Below are 14,602 nucleotides of genomic sequence, written 5' to 3'. Positions count from 1 at the left end.
CGATTCAATACGTAGTTTCAGCCTGCTGTCAGCTTAATGATGTTTAGTGATTTATATCATCCCGGCGCTTATTCAGTGGCTCTCGGTGCACCGCTGACTTGTCGCTATAATGGTGTACATATATACAGTTAACAGGCTGATCAAGGTGGCGGCACAAGAAGAAAAACCTCTGGAGCGGCGTATTGCTCATGTGGATATGGATGCGTTTTATGCCTCGGTGGAGCTGCTGCGCTACCCGCATTTGCGCGGCAGTCCCGTGGTGATTGGCGGGCGCAGTGCTGATGCGCCCAGGCAATTGCCCGATGGCAGCTGGCAACATGCCCGTCTGGCCGATTACGTTGGGCGCGGGGTGGCCACGACTTCGACCTATGAAGCGCGTCAGCTGGGTGTATTCTCGGCCATGGGTTTAATGAAGGCGGCGCAACTGGCCCCCGATGCCATCTTGCTGCCTGCCGATTTCCAAGCTTACCGCCATTATTCGCGCTTGTTCAAACAGGCTGTGGCCACGGTATCGGACCATATCGAAGATAGGGGTATCGACGAGATCTATGTGGACCTCAGCCATAAAACCGAAGACAGCCACGAACTGGCCGAGCAGATTCGACAAGCCGTGAACCAGGCCACCGGCCTGACCTGTTCGGTAGGCATTACGCCCAACAAGCTGCTCTCCAAAATTGCCTCAGAACTGAACAAGCCCAATGGGGCCTGCGTGTTGACCATGGACGATGTGCCTACCCGCATCTGGCCGCTGGCCGTGGGCAAGATCAATGGCATTGGTCCCAAGTCGGTCGTGAAGCTGACGGAAATGGGCATACAGAAGATCGGGGAACTGGCTGCCACACCTGCAGAAAAATTGCAGGAACAGTTTGGCCTGCGCTACGCGCAATGGCTAATGGCCGTGGCTCAAGGCCAGGACGAGCGCCCCTTATCCACCGACCGCACGCCTAAATCCATCAGTCGTGAAACCACCTTCGAGCGTGATCTGCACGTGCGCATGGATCGGTCCCGCCTGTCTGCCGTGCTGGAGTCCCTGTGTGAAAAGCTGGAGCAGGATTTACGCAAATCCGCCATGTGCGCCCAAACCATAGGCATCAAGCTGAAGTTCGAGGACTTCAAAACCGTGACGCGCGACCTGTCCCTGCCCGCTCCCGTGCTGGCGGCGGATGCCATTTTGGCCGCCGCCCGCCAGAATTTGAAACGCGCCGTGCTGGATAGACGCCTGCGCCTGCTGGGTGTGAAAGCCAGCGCTCTGCTGCCCATCAGTGAAATGCCGCAGGAGCAGCCTCGTCAACTGGATCTGGACGGTTTGTTTTAGGCAGGCAGATCTTTGGAAAGCCGCCTGGATGACAGGTTTTATACAAACGCGTCCCGGCGACTCCCACCCCGATACCGTGCAAAGATTTCAGGCTTAAAACGCTTTGGCGCCTGCCAGGGCGCGGATGTGTACCAGAAAAGGGACAATCCACGGCCAGATGGCCATTGTCCCAGGCATAAGCGTCCTGCTGGGGGTGTGCTGCGTTAGAATTAATTGTCCAGCCGCCGGGCTGGTTTATTTTTTCTTCTTTCATTTTCATCAAGGTTTGCCGTTATGGAATTCGATCGGGCCGGTGTACGTGCATTAATGGAAATTACCCAGCGTCCGGAGTTGGTCTTTGTGCGAGGAGAAGGTTCCTGGCTGCAAGATCACAACGGCAAGCGATACCTGGACACCGTCCAGGGCTGGGCCGTGAACGCGCTGGGCCACAGCCCTGCCAACGTGATCAAGGCGATCACCGAACAAGCGTCCAAATTGATCAACCCCTCGCCTGCGTTCTACAACGAGCCCTCTATCGAGCTGGCCAAACGCATCGTGGAACACTCCTGCTTTGATCGCGTGTTCTTTGCCAACAGTGGTGGCGAAGCCAACGAAGGCGCCATCAAGCTGGCGCGCAAATGGGGTCAGATCAACAAGAACAACGCTTACAAGATCATTTCTTTTGAGCACTCTTTCCATGGCCGTACCCTGGCCACCATGTCCCTGTCCGGCAAACCCGGCTGGGATCGCATGTTTGCTCCACAGGTCGACGGCTTTCCGAAAGCCAAACTGAACGATCTGGAATCCGTGCGCGCGCTGATCGACGATCAAACCGTGGGCATCATGCTCGAACCCGTACAGGGCGAGGCCGGTGTTATTCCTGCGACCGTGGAATTCATGAAGGGTCTGCGCGCTCTGGCCGACGAGCACAAATTGCTGCTGATCGTGGACGAAGTGCAAACCGGCATGGGCCGTACCGGCACCATGTTTGCCTACGAACACTCGGGCATTCGTCCTGACATCATGACCTTGGGTAAAGGCATTGGTGGCGGCGTTCCTTTGTCGGCACTGTGCGCACGCGAAGAAGTGTCCTGCTTCCAGCCAGGCGACCAGGGCGGTACCTACAACGGTAACCCCCTGATGACCGCTGCTGGCGTGGCCGTGTTCGACGAACTGGCTGCTCCTGGCTTCCTGGCTTCGGTCAACGCCCGCGCCAAGCAGCTGTCCGAAGGCCTGCTGGCCATTAGCGCCAAGTGGGGCATGAATGGTGAGCGTGGTGAAGGCCTGTTGCGTGCTCTGATCCTGGATCAGGACGACGGCCCGGAAATCGTCGCTGCTGCTCGCGACCGTGCTCCAGAAGGCATGCTGCTGAACTCGCCACGTCCTAACCTGCTGCGTTTCATGCCAGCTCTGAACATCACGGCCGACGAAATCGACCTGATGTTGGCCTGGCTGGACGAAATCCTGGTCAAGGTTCGCGGCTAAGCGGCCAGCTTGCTGTAAAGAAATCCGCCTTCGGGCGGATTTTTTTTGGTCTTTGGATTTTTGTAGCCTTGCGGGTCTGGTGGGCTTGCAAACCGCCGTTCCTGGCTTAGAAGTCGAGTTGCTCAGGTGTAATCCCAAGCGCGGCGGCAATGCGCTCCAGGCTGCTTTTGCGTAGCCGCTCGCTGCTCTCTTGCTGAGCATAGGCAGATTGGCTGATACCCAGACGAGCGGCCAGCTCTGCCTGTGTCAGCCCAAGGTGTTCACGCCATGCCCGAACCGGTGTTGCACCGTCGATCGTGCTGCTGACGACGGCGTGGGGGATCAGCCCGCCGTCTTGGGTCTGGCTGGCGAGGTAGTCTTCGTAGGGAATCACGACAAAAGCGGGATTGCCGTCCGGGCCATTGATGATCTGAATGTTAGTACGTGCGTTCATCGCGCTTTCTCACTTCCTGGATGTCGATAATTCTTATCTCTACGTCCCAATCAAACAGGACGCGATAGTTTCCGATGCGCAGGCGATAGCCATACTGGTGATTCGTCAGCGCTTTGATGTTCTGCGATCCGGAGCAATTGGGCATGTCAGCCAAGTTGCCGACACCGTCGCGGATAGCGCCTTGGTGTTGCCTGTCGATCTTGCGCAGTTGTTTGGCGGCTTTGGGTGTCCAGAATATCGAGTTCATAGACGAAATATAAGTTAATTATAAGTTAAGTTCCTTGATATAAGTTTGGAAGAATTGCGCGGAGGCAGGCAAAAAAACATTTGTGACCCCTGTTCTTGCACTTCCACGGCTAACTTGAAACGCGCATGAAATATCACAAATGCCATCGTTGGCAGTATTTAGTTTATTTTCAAAAATAATATAAATATCAATAACTTGAGGTAATTTTATCCAGCAGTTAGCCAGCATAAGTAAATGATTGTTCTGTTGTGGTGTCAGGAGAATGGAGTCGATGTAATAGAAGCTTCCAAGATTTGCCTGCAAGCGCAGGCCCACCCCGTGAGGCACTGTTTACCATGCTCCAGCAACTGTCCAAACTCATCGTAGCTAGTGCCCTTGTGCTGGCTGTTTCTCCGGCCATCGCCGCCGACTCCTTACGCATTGGCGTGGTGCCGGGCGCCTATGCCGATTCCATCAATGCCGCGGCCCAGGATGCCAAGGCCCAAGGCATTAATGTCGAGGTGATCGAGTTCACCGACTGGACCACGCCCAATGTGGCGGTGGATAACGGCGATATTGATATCAATTACTTCCAGCATCAGCCTTTCCTGAAGAACGCCATCGAGAAAAACGGCTACAAGCTGGCCAGCGCGGGCACGGGTATTTTGGCCAATGTGGGTGTGTATTCGCTCAAGCATCAGGCGGTGGATCAGGTCCCTCAGGGCGGCAAGGTAGGCATTGCCAACGACCCCGTGAACCAGGGGCGTGGTCTGCTCTTGCTGCAAAAAGTCGGGCTGATCAAGCTCAAGCCAGAGGTCGGTTATCTGGGCAGCCTGGATGACATTGTCGAGAACCCCAAAAAGCTCAGCTTTGTGGAAGTAGAAGGCCCGCAGCTGGTGCGTATTACGGGTGATGTGGATATTGCCCAGGGCTATCCGCATTTCATCGTGGCGGCCAAAGCCTTTGATCCTTCCAGTGGTCTGGCCTACTCCGGTATAGAAGATGCGCAGTTTGCCATTCAGTTCGTGGTGAAAGCGGACCGTACTAACGATCCTGTCATTCAAAAGTTCATTTCCATCTATCAAAACTCGCAGTCTGTGCGTGACGTGTCGCGTGCGGCATTCAATAACGACGAGCGCCTCTACACCCTGGCCTGGCTGAATGCACAAGGAGGGGCGAAATAATGACGGCGATTTTCTCCTCTCGCGTGCAGCGTTGGACGCTGGGCATTCTGTTTGCCGCTGCCCTGCCGTTCAGCAGCTCTGCCGCCGTGATTAAAGTGGGCTCCATTCCTGGTGCAACCTCGGATGCGGTGCAAGCGCTGATCCCGGAAGGCAAAAAGCAGGGTCTGGATATTCAGTTGGTGGAATTTACGGATTGGACGCTGCCCAACGAGGCCGTCAACAACCGCGATATTGATGTGAATTTCTTCCAGCACCAAGCCTTTCTGAACAATGCCATCAAAGAGCGTGGTTACGACCTGGAATTGATCGGTCTGGGCTTGCTGCAAAACATTGGCCTGTACTCGAACAAGTATCAGTCTCTGGACCAGGTTCCCAAGGGCGCAACCGTGTCCTTGCCGAATGATCCGGTCAATCAGGGCCGTGGCCTGTTGCTGCTGCAAAAAGCGGGCCTGATTACCTTGCGCCATGGTCTGGATACCGGGGCTACGGTCAATGATGTGGTGGACAACCCCAAGCAGCTCAAGCTGGTGGAAATTGAAGGCCCGCAACTGATTCATTCCCTGCCGGATGTGGATCTGGCCGTCGTCTGGCCCAGCTATTTCGTCAGCGCTGGCCGCAAGGCGGATGCGGGCAAGGCCCTGGTCTATTCCGGCATTGCCGACACCTTCTATGCAATGGGTTTTGTTACGCGCAAAGATCGCGTCAACGACCCTGCCCTGAAACAGTTCGTGGAGCTGTTCCAGCAGTCGCAAGCGGTACGCAACACGATTGCAGACCGCTTTGATCACAACCCCCATCTGTACACCTTGCCCTGGCAAGGCAGCAGCACAGCGAGCAAGTGATATGGCATACACATCAGCACTACGACGTAATTTGGACGAGTTGCGCGATAACGCCGAACAGGCTGCAGGACAGCGCGAGGTTCACAAGGCCAGTGCGTCTGTCAAAGCGGAACTGGAACAGCAGCCCAGCGTCGTCAAGGCAGGCAGCGTGGCCTTCCGTAATCTGTCCAAAATCTATCAGTCCTCGGCAGGCGCCGTGCCTGCCTTGCAGGACATTGATCTGGACATCGCGCCAGGCAGCATCTTCGGCATTATTGGCCGTAGCGGCGCGGGTAAATCCAGCTTGCTGCGCACCATCAACCGGCTGGAGCGCCCGAGCAGCGGCCAGGTACTGGTGGATGGCGTGGATATTGCCCGCTTGAATGAATCGGAACTGGTGCAACTGCGTCGCCGCATTGGCATGATTTTTCAGCACTTCAATTTGTTGTCTGCCAAAACGGTGTACGAGAACGTGGCTTTGCCCTTGAAGGTGGCCGGGGTGTCGGCACAAGACATTGCTCAGCGTGTTCAGGAACTGCTGCAACTGGTCGGCTTGCAAGATAAGGCCGATACCTATCCCAGTCGTTTGTCGGGTGGGCAAAAGCAGCGCGTGGGCATTGCTCGTGCCTTGGCAACCGGCCCGGAGATTTTGCTGTGCGACGAAGCCACTTCGGCACTGGACCCGGAGACCACGCAGTCCATTTTGAGCCTGCTCAAGGACATTAACCGCCGTTTGGGTATCACCGTCGTACTGATTACGCACGAGATGAGCGTGATCCGTGAAATTGCCGACCGCGTGCTGGTGCTGGAAAAAGGCCGCATTGCCGAACTGGGCGAGGTCTGGCGTGTGTTTGGCAAACCGCAGCATGACGCCACCAAGGCGCTGCTGGCCCCCTTGCAGCACACACTGCCAGAGGATCTGCAGGCACGTCTGGTGCAGCAGCCTCCTAAATCCGGCACGTACAGTCGCATTCTGCAATTGAGCTATAGCGGCGAAGGCGGCTGGGAGCCGGATTTGCTGCGCATTGCCCGCAGCCTGCCCGGCCAGCCGCAGCTGGTTCATGGTGGCGTGGACCGCATTCAGGGCCATGCACATGGACGTTTGCTGGTCGCCATTGAGGGGCATGTGAGCCTGCCCGATTTGACATCTTTGACGCAAGGCCCGGCGGCCATCGCGCATCACATTGAGGACATTGGATATGTTGTGGAATCTGAGTATCCCCGCTGAGCGTTATTGGCAGGCTTTTCTGGACACGTTGATGATGGTGGGCGTGTCGGGGGGCATCGCCTTTCTGGCTGGTATTCCGCTGGCGGTGCTCTTGATTGTGACGGCCCCTCATGGCTTTTGGGAGTCGCCCAGGATCAACCGGGCGGTGGGTAGCGTGGTGAATGGTTTTCGGGCCACGCCCTTCATTGTTTTGCTGGTCGCCTTGATCCCCTTCACGCGTTTGCTGGCAGGCACCACGATTGGAGTGTGGGCGGCTATTGTGCCCCTGGCAATCAGCGCCACGCCGTTCTTCGCACGGATTGCCGAGGTCAGCCTGCGCGAGGTGGACTCGGGCCTGATTGAAGCGGCTCAAGCCATGGGCTGCAAGAAGTGGGACATCGTGCGCCACGTCTACTTGCCCGAGGCACTGCCCGGCATTGTGGGTGGTTTCACCATCACTATCGTGGCTTTGATCAGCTCCTCGGCCATGGCCGGTGCGGTCGGTGCCGGTGGTCTGGGTGACTTGGCAATCCGCTACGGCTACCAGCGTTTTGACACGCAGGTGATGTTGATCGTGATTGCCGTGTTGATTGCTTTAGTGACTGTGGTGCAGTTTGCCGGCGACCGCTACGTGCAGTGGCTGCGCGCACGTTGATCCGAGTTTAGCCAAGGGCTGGCGCACGTAGTGGCGTCGCCTATCCCTACCGTTTTTAGTCATTGAAAAGAGTGCCGTATGAATGATCGGATTACTCAGGGCGGAGCTTTGCCCGAAGCATCTGCAAAGCCGCGTCTGCCCTTGCCCCCCCAACAGCCTCATGTGATTGGCAGTGAAGCCGAAGCCATCGCCATTGCCCGGCAATTGGCTGCTGAATTTGCCCAAACTGCGGCCGAGCGCGATCGCCTGCGCCAGCTTCCCTGGGACGAGATAGAGCGCTATACCGCCAGTGGCCTGGGTGCCATCACTATCCCCAAAGCCTATGGCGGCCTGGGAGCCTCCAACGAAACGCTGGCGCAGGTTTTTGCCATCATCAGCGCGGCTGACCCTTCTCTGGGTCAGATCCCGCAAAACCATTTCGCGCTGATCCAGAACCTGAAAGACACCGGCACTGAATCTCAAAAGCAGCGTTGGTTCAAGGCGGTGCTGCAAGGCGCGCGTTTAGGTAATGGCGGGCCGGAAAAAAAGGGCAAGGCAGCGGTGATTACCGACATCACTGCCCATCTTGCTCGGGCAGCGGATGGCCGCTTGCGCGTTAGCGGCACACGCTTTTATTCAACCGGCGCCTTGTTCGCGCATTGGATTCCTTTCCGAGCTGCGGATGAGCAAGGCCGTGGCGTGCAAGTCTGGGTGCGTCGTGATGCGCCTGGTGTGCAGGTGATTGATGACTGGAACGCTTTTGGGCAACGCACCACCGCCAGTGGCAGTGTGGTGTTCGATCAGGTTTTGGTTGAGGAAGACCATGTGCTGGAAAGCTGGCGTTTTGTGGACAAGCCTTCCCTGTCGGGTCCTATTTCTCAACTGATTCAAGCCAGTATTGATGCCGGTATCGCCCAGGGTGCCTTGCAGGATGCACTGGAATTTGTCCGTAATCGTGCGCGCCCCTGGACCGATTCGGGGGTGACCAGTGCCACGCAGGACCCTCACATCATTCAGGAAGTGGGTGCCTTGCAGATTGAGGTGGATGCCGCTCAGGAAGTTTTGCTGGAGGCAGCGCGTTTGCTGGATGAGCTGGCTGCCAAGCCCGTGGATGCAGACAGCAGCGCCCGTGCTTCTGTGGCTGTTGCCGAGGCAAAAATCCTGAGCACAGAAGCCGCCCTGAACGCCAGCGAACAGCTCTTTGCCTTGGCCGGCTCGTCGTCCACCCGTGCGGCTCATAACCTGGATCGCCACTGGCGCAACGCCCGCGTGCACACCTTGCATGACCCGGTGCGCTGGAAATATCACTTGCTGGGCAATTACCTGCTCAATGGCGCCTCGCCGTCTTATCACCAATGGAACTGAGGCCATGACAACACAGCTTTCTACATCCGTACACATCATCCAGTCCGAGGCCGAAGCGCTGCAATCCGCCGAGCAGTTTGCACAATCCATTGCCCCCCATGCGCTGGAGCGTGATCGCGACCGTATCTTGCCGCATCGAGAGGTGGAGCAATTCAGTCAAAGTGGCTTATGGGGCATTACGGTCCCCAAAGAATACGGCGGCGCGGGCGTTTCCGCCGATGTGCTCACCCGTGTCGTGCAGCGCATTGCCAAGGCCGATGGCAACTTTGGCCATATCCCGCAAAACCACTATTACGCGTTGGAAGTGTTGCGCGTGGGGGCGACGCACGAGCAAAAGGCCTTTTTCTACGATCAGGTGCTGCAAGGCAAACGCTTTGGCAATGCATTGGCAGAGATCGGCAAGAAGGACTTTGTCCGTCGCACGCAATTGCTGAAAGAACCGGATGGCTGGTTTGTGGATGGCCGCAAATTCTATTGCACGGGTTCGCTGTTTGCACACTGGATTCCCACGCTGACGACCTCGCCTGATGATGGCCGCCTGTATCTGGTTTTTGTACCGCGTGGGGCTGCAGGCGTCACGCTGACAGACGATTGGGACGGCTTTGGCCAACGTGTCACAGGCAGTGGGACGGTGGAGTTCACGCGTGTTCCTGTGCAGCCGCAATGGGTTGTGCCGTTCACGGACTCCTTCGAGCGTCCGACCACCATTGGCCCCTATGCCCAGATCATCCATGCAGCACTGGATTTGGGCATAGGCCAAGGGGCTTTCGAGGCCACCTTGCCCTTTATCCGCGAGCACAGCCGCCCCTGGATTACCGCTGGCGTGGACAGCGCCGCACAGGACCCCTTGCTGCTGCAGGAGGTGGGCAATGTGCATGTGCGTTTGCGTGCCGCGCAAGCGCTACTGGCCCGCGCCGCCCGCTTTGTGGACGCCGCCCAGCAAGCACCGGATGAGGACAGCGTGGCTCAGGCCTCCATTGCCGTTGCGCAGGCCAAGGCTTTGGCGACCAGCGCCAGTGTGCTGGCAGGCAGCAAGTTATTTGAACTGGCAGGCACCAGCGCTACGCAGGCCCAGCATGGGCTGGATCGCTACTGGCGTAACGCCCGAGTCCATACCCTGCATGACCCGGTGCGCTGGAAGTACCACGCCATTGGCAATTACGCCCTGAATGGCGTGCGTCCGCCGCGTCATGGTGCTTTGTGATGCCACCTGGAAAGCTGTGTTTGGGCATGGCTGCAGGGGTGAAGAAGCGTTGCGCAGTATGGCTCAAAGCATGTCAGTAAATACGTTCTAGCAAGACACATATGCGCTTCGATATGGCCTGTTTTCCAGGCCACGAGCCTTTCTCTTTTATCTGGATGTTGATTGATGACTATCTCGAAGATTTTGAAAAAACTGACGGCGTTTAGCCTGGTTTCTACTGCCGTTTTGTTGAGCAGCACAGCGACCGCTGCGCCATTGAAAATCGGCGTTGTTCCCGGCATTTTTGCGGACTCGGTGGCCGTTGCCGCGCAGGAGGCCAAGAAGCAGGGTGTGGATGTGCAGGTGATCGAATTTACCGATTGGGCCACACCGAATGTGGCGCTGGATGCGGGCGATATTGATCTGAACTACTACCAGAACAGTAATTACCTGGCCAATGCGGTGCGCGACAAGGGCTTCAAACTGGTCAGTGTGCAGCCGGGCATTTTGTCTTACCTGGGCCTGTATTCCCTCAAGCACGCCACCTTGGCTGATTTGCCCGATGGCGCAAAAGTGGCAATTGCCAGTGACGCCGTCAACGTAGGCCGTGGGCTGCGCCTGTTGCAGCATGCGGGCTTGATCACGCTGCGCCCTGAAACCGGCTTGCTGGGCACTCCGGATGACATTGTTTCCAATCCCAAAAACCTGAAGTTTGTGGAAGTGGAAGGCCCGCAATTGGCACGTGCCACGCAGGACGTGGATCTGGCTCAGGGCTTTCCGTATTTCATCCTGGCATCCAAAGCCTTCGATGCCACCAAGGCCTTGTCCTTGACCAGTTACGAGGACGATTCCTGGGCGATTCAGTTTGTGGCCCGTAGTGACAGGACGGAAGATCCGCGCATTGCCCAGTTCCTGGAGGTCTACAAAACATCGCCCGCTGTGCGCGAGGCAATCGATCAGTTCTACCAGGGCGAGAAAAAGCTGTATCGCCTGACCTGGTTGCCGCATTAAGCAAGGAGAACGCCCCATGACGCAGCCCAAGAAACACATCCATATCAACGCTTTCAACATGAATTGCGTCGGCCACATCCACCATGGTTTGTGGACGCATCCGCGTGATCAATCCACGCAGTATCACACTCTGAAGTACTGGACGGATCTGGCCCAAACGCTGGAAAAAGGCTTGTTCGACGGCATCTTTCTGGCGGATGTGGTCGGCTATTACGACGTTTACCAGCAAGGTGTGGACTTGACGCTGCGCGAGGGTATTCAACTACCGGTGAACAACCCCTGGCTGCTGGTCTCGGCCATGGCAGCCGTCACGCAACATATTGGCTTTGGTCTGACAGCGTCAGTGGCGGCGCATCACCCTTACACCTTCGCACGCGATGTCAGCACGCTGGATCAGCTAAGCAATGGCCGCATAGGCTGGAACATCGTGACGGGTTATGTGGATAGCGGGGCGCGGGGTTTGGGGCAGGATGGTCTGGATGCACACGACAGCCGTTACGACCGGGCCGAGGACTTTCTGCAATTGGCTTACAAGCTGTGGGAAGGCAGCTGGGAAGATGGCGCGCTGATTGCCGACAAGCAGCGTCGTATCCATGCCCTGCCCGAGAAAGTGCATACCGTGCATCACGAAGGGCCGTTTTATCGCAGCAATGCAATTCATATGAGCGCGCCCTCTCCTCAGCGCACGCCTCTGCTGTTCCAGGCAGGCACTTCGGCGCGGGGGCTGCAGTTTGCCGGGCAACATGCTGAAGGGGTTTTCATCGGTGCGCGGGACCCGGAAGCGGCCAGGGACTCGTCCCGCAAGCTGCGTCAGGCAGCGGTCAATGCGGGACGGCAAGCGCAGGATCTGAAGATTTATGCGGGTGTAGCGGTCGTTACGGGTGCTACGGAAGCCGAGGCTAAAGAGAAGTATGCCGACTATCTGGCCCATGCCAGTTCCGAGGGCGGCCTGGCGCATTTTGCGGCCAGTACCGGCGTGGACTTTGCCCAGTATGACCTGGATGAACCCATCAGCTTTGGCCCCAGCAACGCGATTCAATCCGCAGCGGCCGCAGCCCAGAAACAAGGCTGGACGACGCGCCGCAAGCTGCTGGAGCAATTCACGCTGGGTAGCCGCTACAAAACCATTGTGGGCGACCCGCAGCAAGTGGCGGATGCGCTAAGCACCTGGATTGATGAAGGCGAGATCGACGGCTTCAATCTGACCCGCATCGTTGTGCCTGAAACCTGGGAAGACTTTGCCAGCTACATCGTGCCCGAGCTGCAAAACCGGGGCCGCTATCGCACGGCCTATGAAGGTGGAACCCTGCGCCAGCAATTGTTTGGACAAGGAGATCGGGTATCTGCCACGCACCCTGCCGCGCAGTGGCGGCATTTGGTGCCCGGTTCGACCCCGGAGGCGGGATCGGATGAGGCGGCTACCTCTGCCTTGCAGGCAAGCTGATTAGGGCGAGAAAGAGCCAGTATCTGCTGCGTTGAATCATTTTTTACGACCCCTTTTTTAAGGTCAGGATCATGTTGTTTGCCCGTTTTTCTATTCGTGCCGTGTTTGCCTTGGCAGCTTTGAGCCTAGCGGGCCATGTGTCTGCTGCTGCATTGAAAATCGGCGTCACGCCCGGCTCTTTGGCCGATTCTGTTGCCGTGGCAGCCAAGGAGGCCAAGAAACAGGGCCTGGAGGTCGAGGTGATTGAGTTCACCGACTGGACCACGCCCAATACGGCCTTGGCCTCCGGGGATCTGGATTTGAATTATTTCCAGCATCAGGCTTTTTTGGACAATGCCGTCCAGGAAGGTGGCTATGCCATTGAAAGTGTGGCTTATGGTTTATTGCCCAATATTGGCTTGTATTCCAAGCAGTATTCGTCCTTGGATGCGCTGCCCGAAGGCGCTTCTGTTGGGGTGGCGAGTGATCCGGTGAATCAGGCGCGCGGTCTGCTGCTTTTGCAGACGGCTGGCCTGATTCAGCTGAAAGAGGGGGCAGCTGCGCGTGCCTCGATTCATGATGTGACGGCCAACCCCAGAAAGCTGCGCATTGTGGAAGTCGAAGGGCCGCAATTGGTGCGCGCAGCCGATGACCTGCCCTTGGTCCAAGGTTATCCAGCCCATTTTGTGAACGCCGGGCAGGCCGAGCTGGCCAGCAAGGCCTTGCAGTATTCCACGGTGGATGATCTGTACTACGCGATTCGGTTTGTGGCTAGAAGCAGCCATAGAGAGGATCCGCGCATACGCCAGTTTGTGGATCTTTATCAAAACTCCCCTGCCGTGGCCGCGCAGATCGACAGGTCTTTTGCAGGAGACAAAAAGCTGTATGCCTTGCCGTGGAAGACGGCGGGTCATGCCTCCATTACGCAGGTTCCTTGAGGGCTGCACATCATGATGACTGACACTGCCGTTTTGACCTCTGATGTTGCGCCACGCCGGACTGTGCCAGAAAGGGCTGCGCCAGAAAGTGCACGAGCTTCCGATCTGGGCGCCTTGCGTGCCCGTTTCGGCGCCCTCTTTCAACGCATTGCCGATACCGCGGCAGAGCGCGAGCATACCCGTACCTTGGCCTATGCGCCCATTCTGTGGCTGAAAGATAGCGGTTTTACGGCTCTGCGTGTGCCGCCTCAATGGGGTGGCAGCGGTGTCTCCATCCCGGTGTTCTTTGAGCTGTTTCAGGAGCTGGCTGCGGCGGATTCAAATGTCGCCCAAATTCTGCGGCCTCATTTTGGTTTCATCGACCGCTTGCTGATTGATCGGGATGAGGCCACGCAAGCGCAGTGGCTGCCGCTGGCAGGCCAAGGAGCGATCTTTGGCAATGCCACAACCGAGACTGGTTTGGGCGCTGTAGGCCAGTTGCAAACCACGCTGGAGCCCGATCCAGAGCAGGCCGGTCAATGGCGTCTGAATGGCCGCAAGTTCTACAGCACGGGCACCTTGTACGCGGATTGGGTCACGGTGGTGGCCCGCAGCACAGGAACGGAGAAGGAGGATGAAACGGTACATGCCGTGGTCGCCACCGATCAGGAAGGGGTGGAGCGTCTGGATGACTGGCATGGCTTTGGCCAAAGGCTGACGGGATCTGGCACGACGGTGCTGACGGATGTGCTTGTGCCCGAGAGCGCCATCATCCGTTTTCCGCGCCAGGAGCCCACACCCTTGGTGGCTTATTTTCAGCTGGTGCATTTGGCGACCCTGGCCGGTATTGCTCAAGCCGTGCAGCGTGATGCAGTGGCCTATGTGCAGGCGCGCAAGCGTGTCTTTAGCCATGGTAGTGCGGCGCTGCCCAAGGACGACCCCTTGGTGCAGCATATTGTGGGAGAGCTGGCCAGTACGGCTTATATCGCCCAGCTGGCGGTACGTGATGTGGCGGCTCATTTGCAAAGCATTGCGGATCAGCGGCAGGCGGGTGTGGAGGTCTCCCGCGAAACTTTGGACGCTCTGGAGCTACGCACTGCACAGGCGCAAGTAGCCGTGGTGGAGCCCGTCTTGCGGGCGGCCACGCGCCTGTTTGATGTGGGTGGCTCTACGGCCCTGGAGGAGTCCCGTCGTCTGGATAGACATTGGCGTAATGCGCGAGCCCTGGCCTCGCACAATCCGGTGATCTACAAGGCTCGGTCGGTGGGGGATATTTTGCTGAACGAGGCCGAGCCTGTGTACTACTGGCATGTGGGGACCAAGGGGAGTTGAGCTGATGCGGCCAGAGGCGGGGCCGCCTCTTGGAAACATAAAGGGCACGAATTAATCGTGCCCTTTATGTTGTCAGCCGTGAGCGCG

General features: G+C 57.5%; 15 protein-coding genes. 12 read left to right on the top strand and 3 right to left on the bottom strand.

Annotated features, from left to right (window positions below; translation table 11 throughout):
- Positions 1-145 precede the first annotated feature (145 nt).
- On the top strand, positions 146-1,315 hold the full coding sequence (dinB, locus tag OSH04_RS16405) for a DNA polymerase IV (protein ID WP_009461208.1): 1,170 nt from the start codon (positions 146-148) through the stop codon (positions 1,313-1,315).
- Positions 1,316-1,588: 273 nt separating this feature from the next.
- Complete coding sequence (locus tag OSH04_RS16400) at positions 1,589-2,779, top strand: acetylornithine transaminase (protein ID WP_035269332.1); 1,191 nt, start codon at positions 1,589-1,591, stop codon at positions 2,777-2,779.
- 106 nt (positions 2,780-2,885) lie between these two features.
- Here the strand turns inward: OSH04_RS16400 and OSH04_RS16395 are convergent, their stop codons facing one another.
- Genes OSH04_RS16395 through OSH04_RS16385 form a run of 3 tightly spaced genes read right to left on the bottom strand, consistent with a single transcriptional unit; the run spans position 2,886 to position 3,786 of the window.
- Positions 2,886-3,212, bottom strand: a complete 327-nt coding sequence (locus OSH04_RS16395) for a helix-turn-helix domain-containing protein (protein WP_266108870.1) — start codon at positions 3,210-3,212, stop codon at positions 2,886-2,888.
- Positions 3,196-3,459, bottom strand: coding sequence for a type II toxin-antitoxin system RelE family toxin (locus OSH04_RS16390; protein WP_035269329.1), 264 nt, complete (start codon positions 3,457-3,459; stop codon positions 3,196-3,198). The genes OSH04_RS16395 and OSH04_RS16390 overlap by 17 nt, the downstream gene beginning before the upstream one ends.
- An 18-nt stretch (positions 3,460-3,477) precedes the next feature.
- Complete coding sequence (locus tag OSH04_RS16385; protein WP_266108869.1) at positions 3,478-3,786, bottom strand: hypothetical protein; 309 nt, start codon at positions 3,784-3,786, stop codon at positions 3,478-3,480.
- Between the two features lie 8 nt (positions 3,787-3,794).
- On the opposite strand from OSH04_RS16385, the gene OSH04_RS16380 reads away from it, so the two are divergent.
- From OSH04_RS16380 to OSH04_RS16335, 10 genes are all read left to right on the top strand, one after another.
- The gene (locus tag OSH04_RS16380) at positions 3,795-4,622 is read left to right on the top strand and encodes a MetQ/NlpA family ABC transporter substrate-binding protein (RefSeq protein ID WP_254002515.1); all 828 of its coding nucleotides are present in this window, start codon (positions 3,795-3,797) and stop codon (positions 4,620-4,622) included.
- On the top strand, positions 4,622-5,464 hold the full coding sequence (locus OSH04_RS16375; protein WP_266108868.1) for a MetQ/NlpA family ABC transporter substrate-binding protein: 843 nt from the start codon (positions 4,622-4,624) through the stop codon (positions 5,462-5,464). Before OSH04_RS16380 ends, OSH04_RS16375 begins: the two co-directional genes overlap by 1 nt.
- Before the next feature lies 1 nt (position 5,465).
- The gene (locus OSH04_RS16370; protein WP_266108867.1) at positions 5,466-6,671 is read left to right on the top strand and encodes a methionine ABC transporter ATP-binding protein; all 1,206 of its coding nucleotides are present in this window, start codon (positions 5,466-5,468) and stop codon (positions 6,669-6,671) included.
- Positions 6,643-7,305 (top strand): methionine ABC transporter permease, encoded by a 663-nt coding sequence (locus OSH04_RS16365; RefSeq protein WP_026483900.1) that lies wholly within the window; start codon positions 6,643-6,645, stop codon positions 7,303-7,305. Before OSH04_RS16370 ends, OSH04_RS16365 begins: the two co-directional genes overlap by 29 nt.
- Positions 7,306-7,383: 78 nt before the next feature.
- Complete coding sequence (locus tag OSH04_RS16360; RefSeq protein WP_266108866.1) at positions 7,384-8,649, top strand: SfnB family sulfur acquisition oxidoreductase; 1,266 nt, start codon at positions 7,384-7,386, stop codon at positions 8,647-8,649.
- A 4-nt stretch (positions 8,650-8,653) separates the two neighbouring features.
- The gene (locus OSH04_RS16355; protein ID WP_266108865.1) at positions 8,654-9,853 is read left to right on the top strand and encodes an SfnB family sulfur acquisition oxidoreductase; all 1,200 of its coding nucleotides are present in this window, start codon (positions 8,654-8,656) and stop codon (positions 9,851-9,853) included.
- A 165-nt stretch (positions 9,854-10,018) separates the two neighbouring features.
- Positions 10,019-10,843 (top strand): MetQ/NlpA family ABC transporter substrate-binding protein, encoded by an 825-nt coding sequence (locus OSH04_RS16350; RefSeq protein WP_088451569.1) that lies wholly within the window; start codon positions 10,019-10,021, stop codon positions 10,841-10,843.
- A 16-nt stretch (positions 10,844-10,859) separates the two neighbouring features.
- On the top strand, positions 10,860-12,287 hold the full coding sequence (locus OSH04_RS16345) for an LLM class flavin-dependent oxidoreductase (RefSeq protein ID WP_060186585.1): 1,428 nt from the start codon (positions 10,860-10,862) through the stop codon (positions 12,285-12,287).
- Positions 12,288-12,358: 71 nt separating this feature from the next.
- Positions 12,359-13,204 (top strand): MetQ/NlpA family ABC transporter substrate-binding protein, encoded by an 846-nt coding sequence (locus OSH04_RS16340; protein WP_266108864.1) that lies wholly within the window; start codon positions 12,359-12,361, stop codon positions 13,202-13,204.
- A 12-nt stretch (positions 13,205-13,216) separates the two neighbouring features.
- Positions 13,217-14,515 (top strand): acyl-CoA dehydrogenase family protein, encoded by a 1,299-nt coding sequence (locus OSH04_RS16335; protein ID WP_266108862.1) that lies wholly within the window; start codon positions 13,217-13,219, stop codon positions 14,513-14,515.
- Positions 14,516-14,602: the final 87 nt, after the last annotated feature.

The organism is Alcaligenes nematophilus (assembly GCF_026344155.1).
GTDB lineage: Bacteria > Pseudomonadota > Gammaproteobacteria > Burkholderiales > Burkholderiaceae_B > Alcaligenes > Alcaligenes phenolicus.
Note: the sequence above shows the minus strand (reverse complement) of the source record. Positions and strands in the feature narration are given on the sequence as shown.

What these genes read in the sequence shown, in the direction of transcription:
- OSH04_RS16400 (WP_035269332.1), top strand. Translation starts at nt 1,589, where the DNA reads ATGGAATTCGATCGGGCCGGTGTACGTGCATTAATGGAAATTACCCAG.
- OSH04_RS16350 (WP_088451569.1), top strand. Translation starts at nt 10,019, where the DNA reads ATGACTATCTCGAAGATTTTGAAAAAACTGACGGCGTTTAGCCTGGTT.
- OSH04_RS16390 (WP_035269329.1), bottom strand. Translation starts at nt 3,459, where the DNA reads ATGAACTCGATATTCTGGACACCCAAAGCCGCCAAACAACTGCGCAAG.
- OSH04_RS16395 (WP_266108870.1), bottom strand. Translation starts at nt 3,212, where the DNA reads ATGAACGCACGTACTAACATTCAGATCATCAATGGCCCGGACGGCAAT.
- OSH04_RS16335 (WP_266108862.1), top strand. Translation starts at nt 13,217, where the DNA reads ATGATGACTGACACTGCCGTTTTGACCTCTGATGTTGCGCCACGCCGG.
- OSH04_RS16375 (WP_266108868.1), top strand. Translation starts at nt 4,622, where the DNA reads ATGACGGCGATTTTCTCCTCTCGCGTGCAGCGTTGGACGCTGGGCATT.
- OSH04_RS16370 (WP_266108867.1), top strand. Translation starts at nt 5,466, where the DNA reads ATGGCATACACATCAGCACTACGACGTAATTTGGACGAGTTGCGCGAT.
- OSH04_RS16340 (WP_266108864.1), top strand. Translation starts at nt 12,359, where the DNA reads ATGTTGTTTGCCCGTTTTTCTATTCGTGCCGTGTTTGCCTTGGCAGCT.
- OSH04_RS16360 (WP_266108866.1), top strand. Translation starts at nt 7,384, where the DNA reads ATGAATGATCGGATTACTCAGGGCGGAGCTTTGCCCGAAGCATCTGCA.
- OSH04_RS16380 (WP_254002515.1), top strand. Translation starts at nt 3,795, where the DNA reads ATGCTCCAGCAACTGTCCAAACTCATCGTAGCTAGTGCCCTTGTGCTG.
- OSH04_RS16355 (WP_266108865.1), top strand. Translation starts at nt 8,654, where the DNA reads ATGACAACACAGCTTTCTACATCCGTACACATCATCCAGTCCGAGGCC.
- OSH04_RS16345 (WP_060186585.1), top strand. Translation starts at nt 10,860, where the DNA reads ATGACGCAGCCCAAGAAACACATCCATATCAACGCTTTCAACATGAAT.
- OSH04_RS16365 (WP_026483900.1), top strand. Translation starts at nt 6,643, where the DNA reads ATGTTGTGGAATCTGAGTATCCCCGCTGAGCGTTATTGGCAGGCTTTT.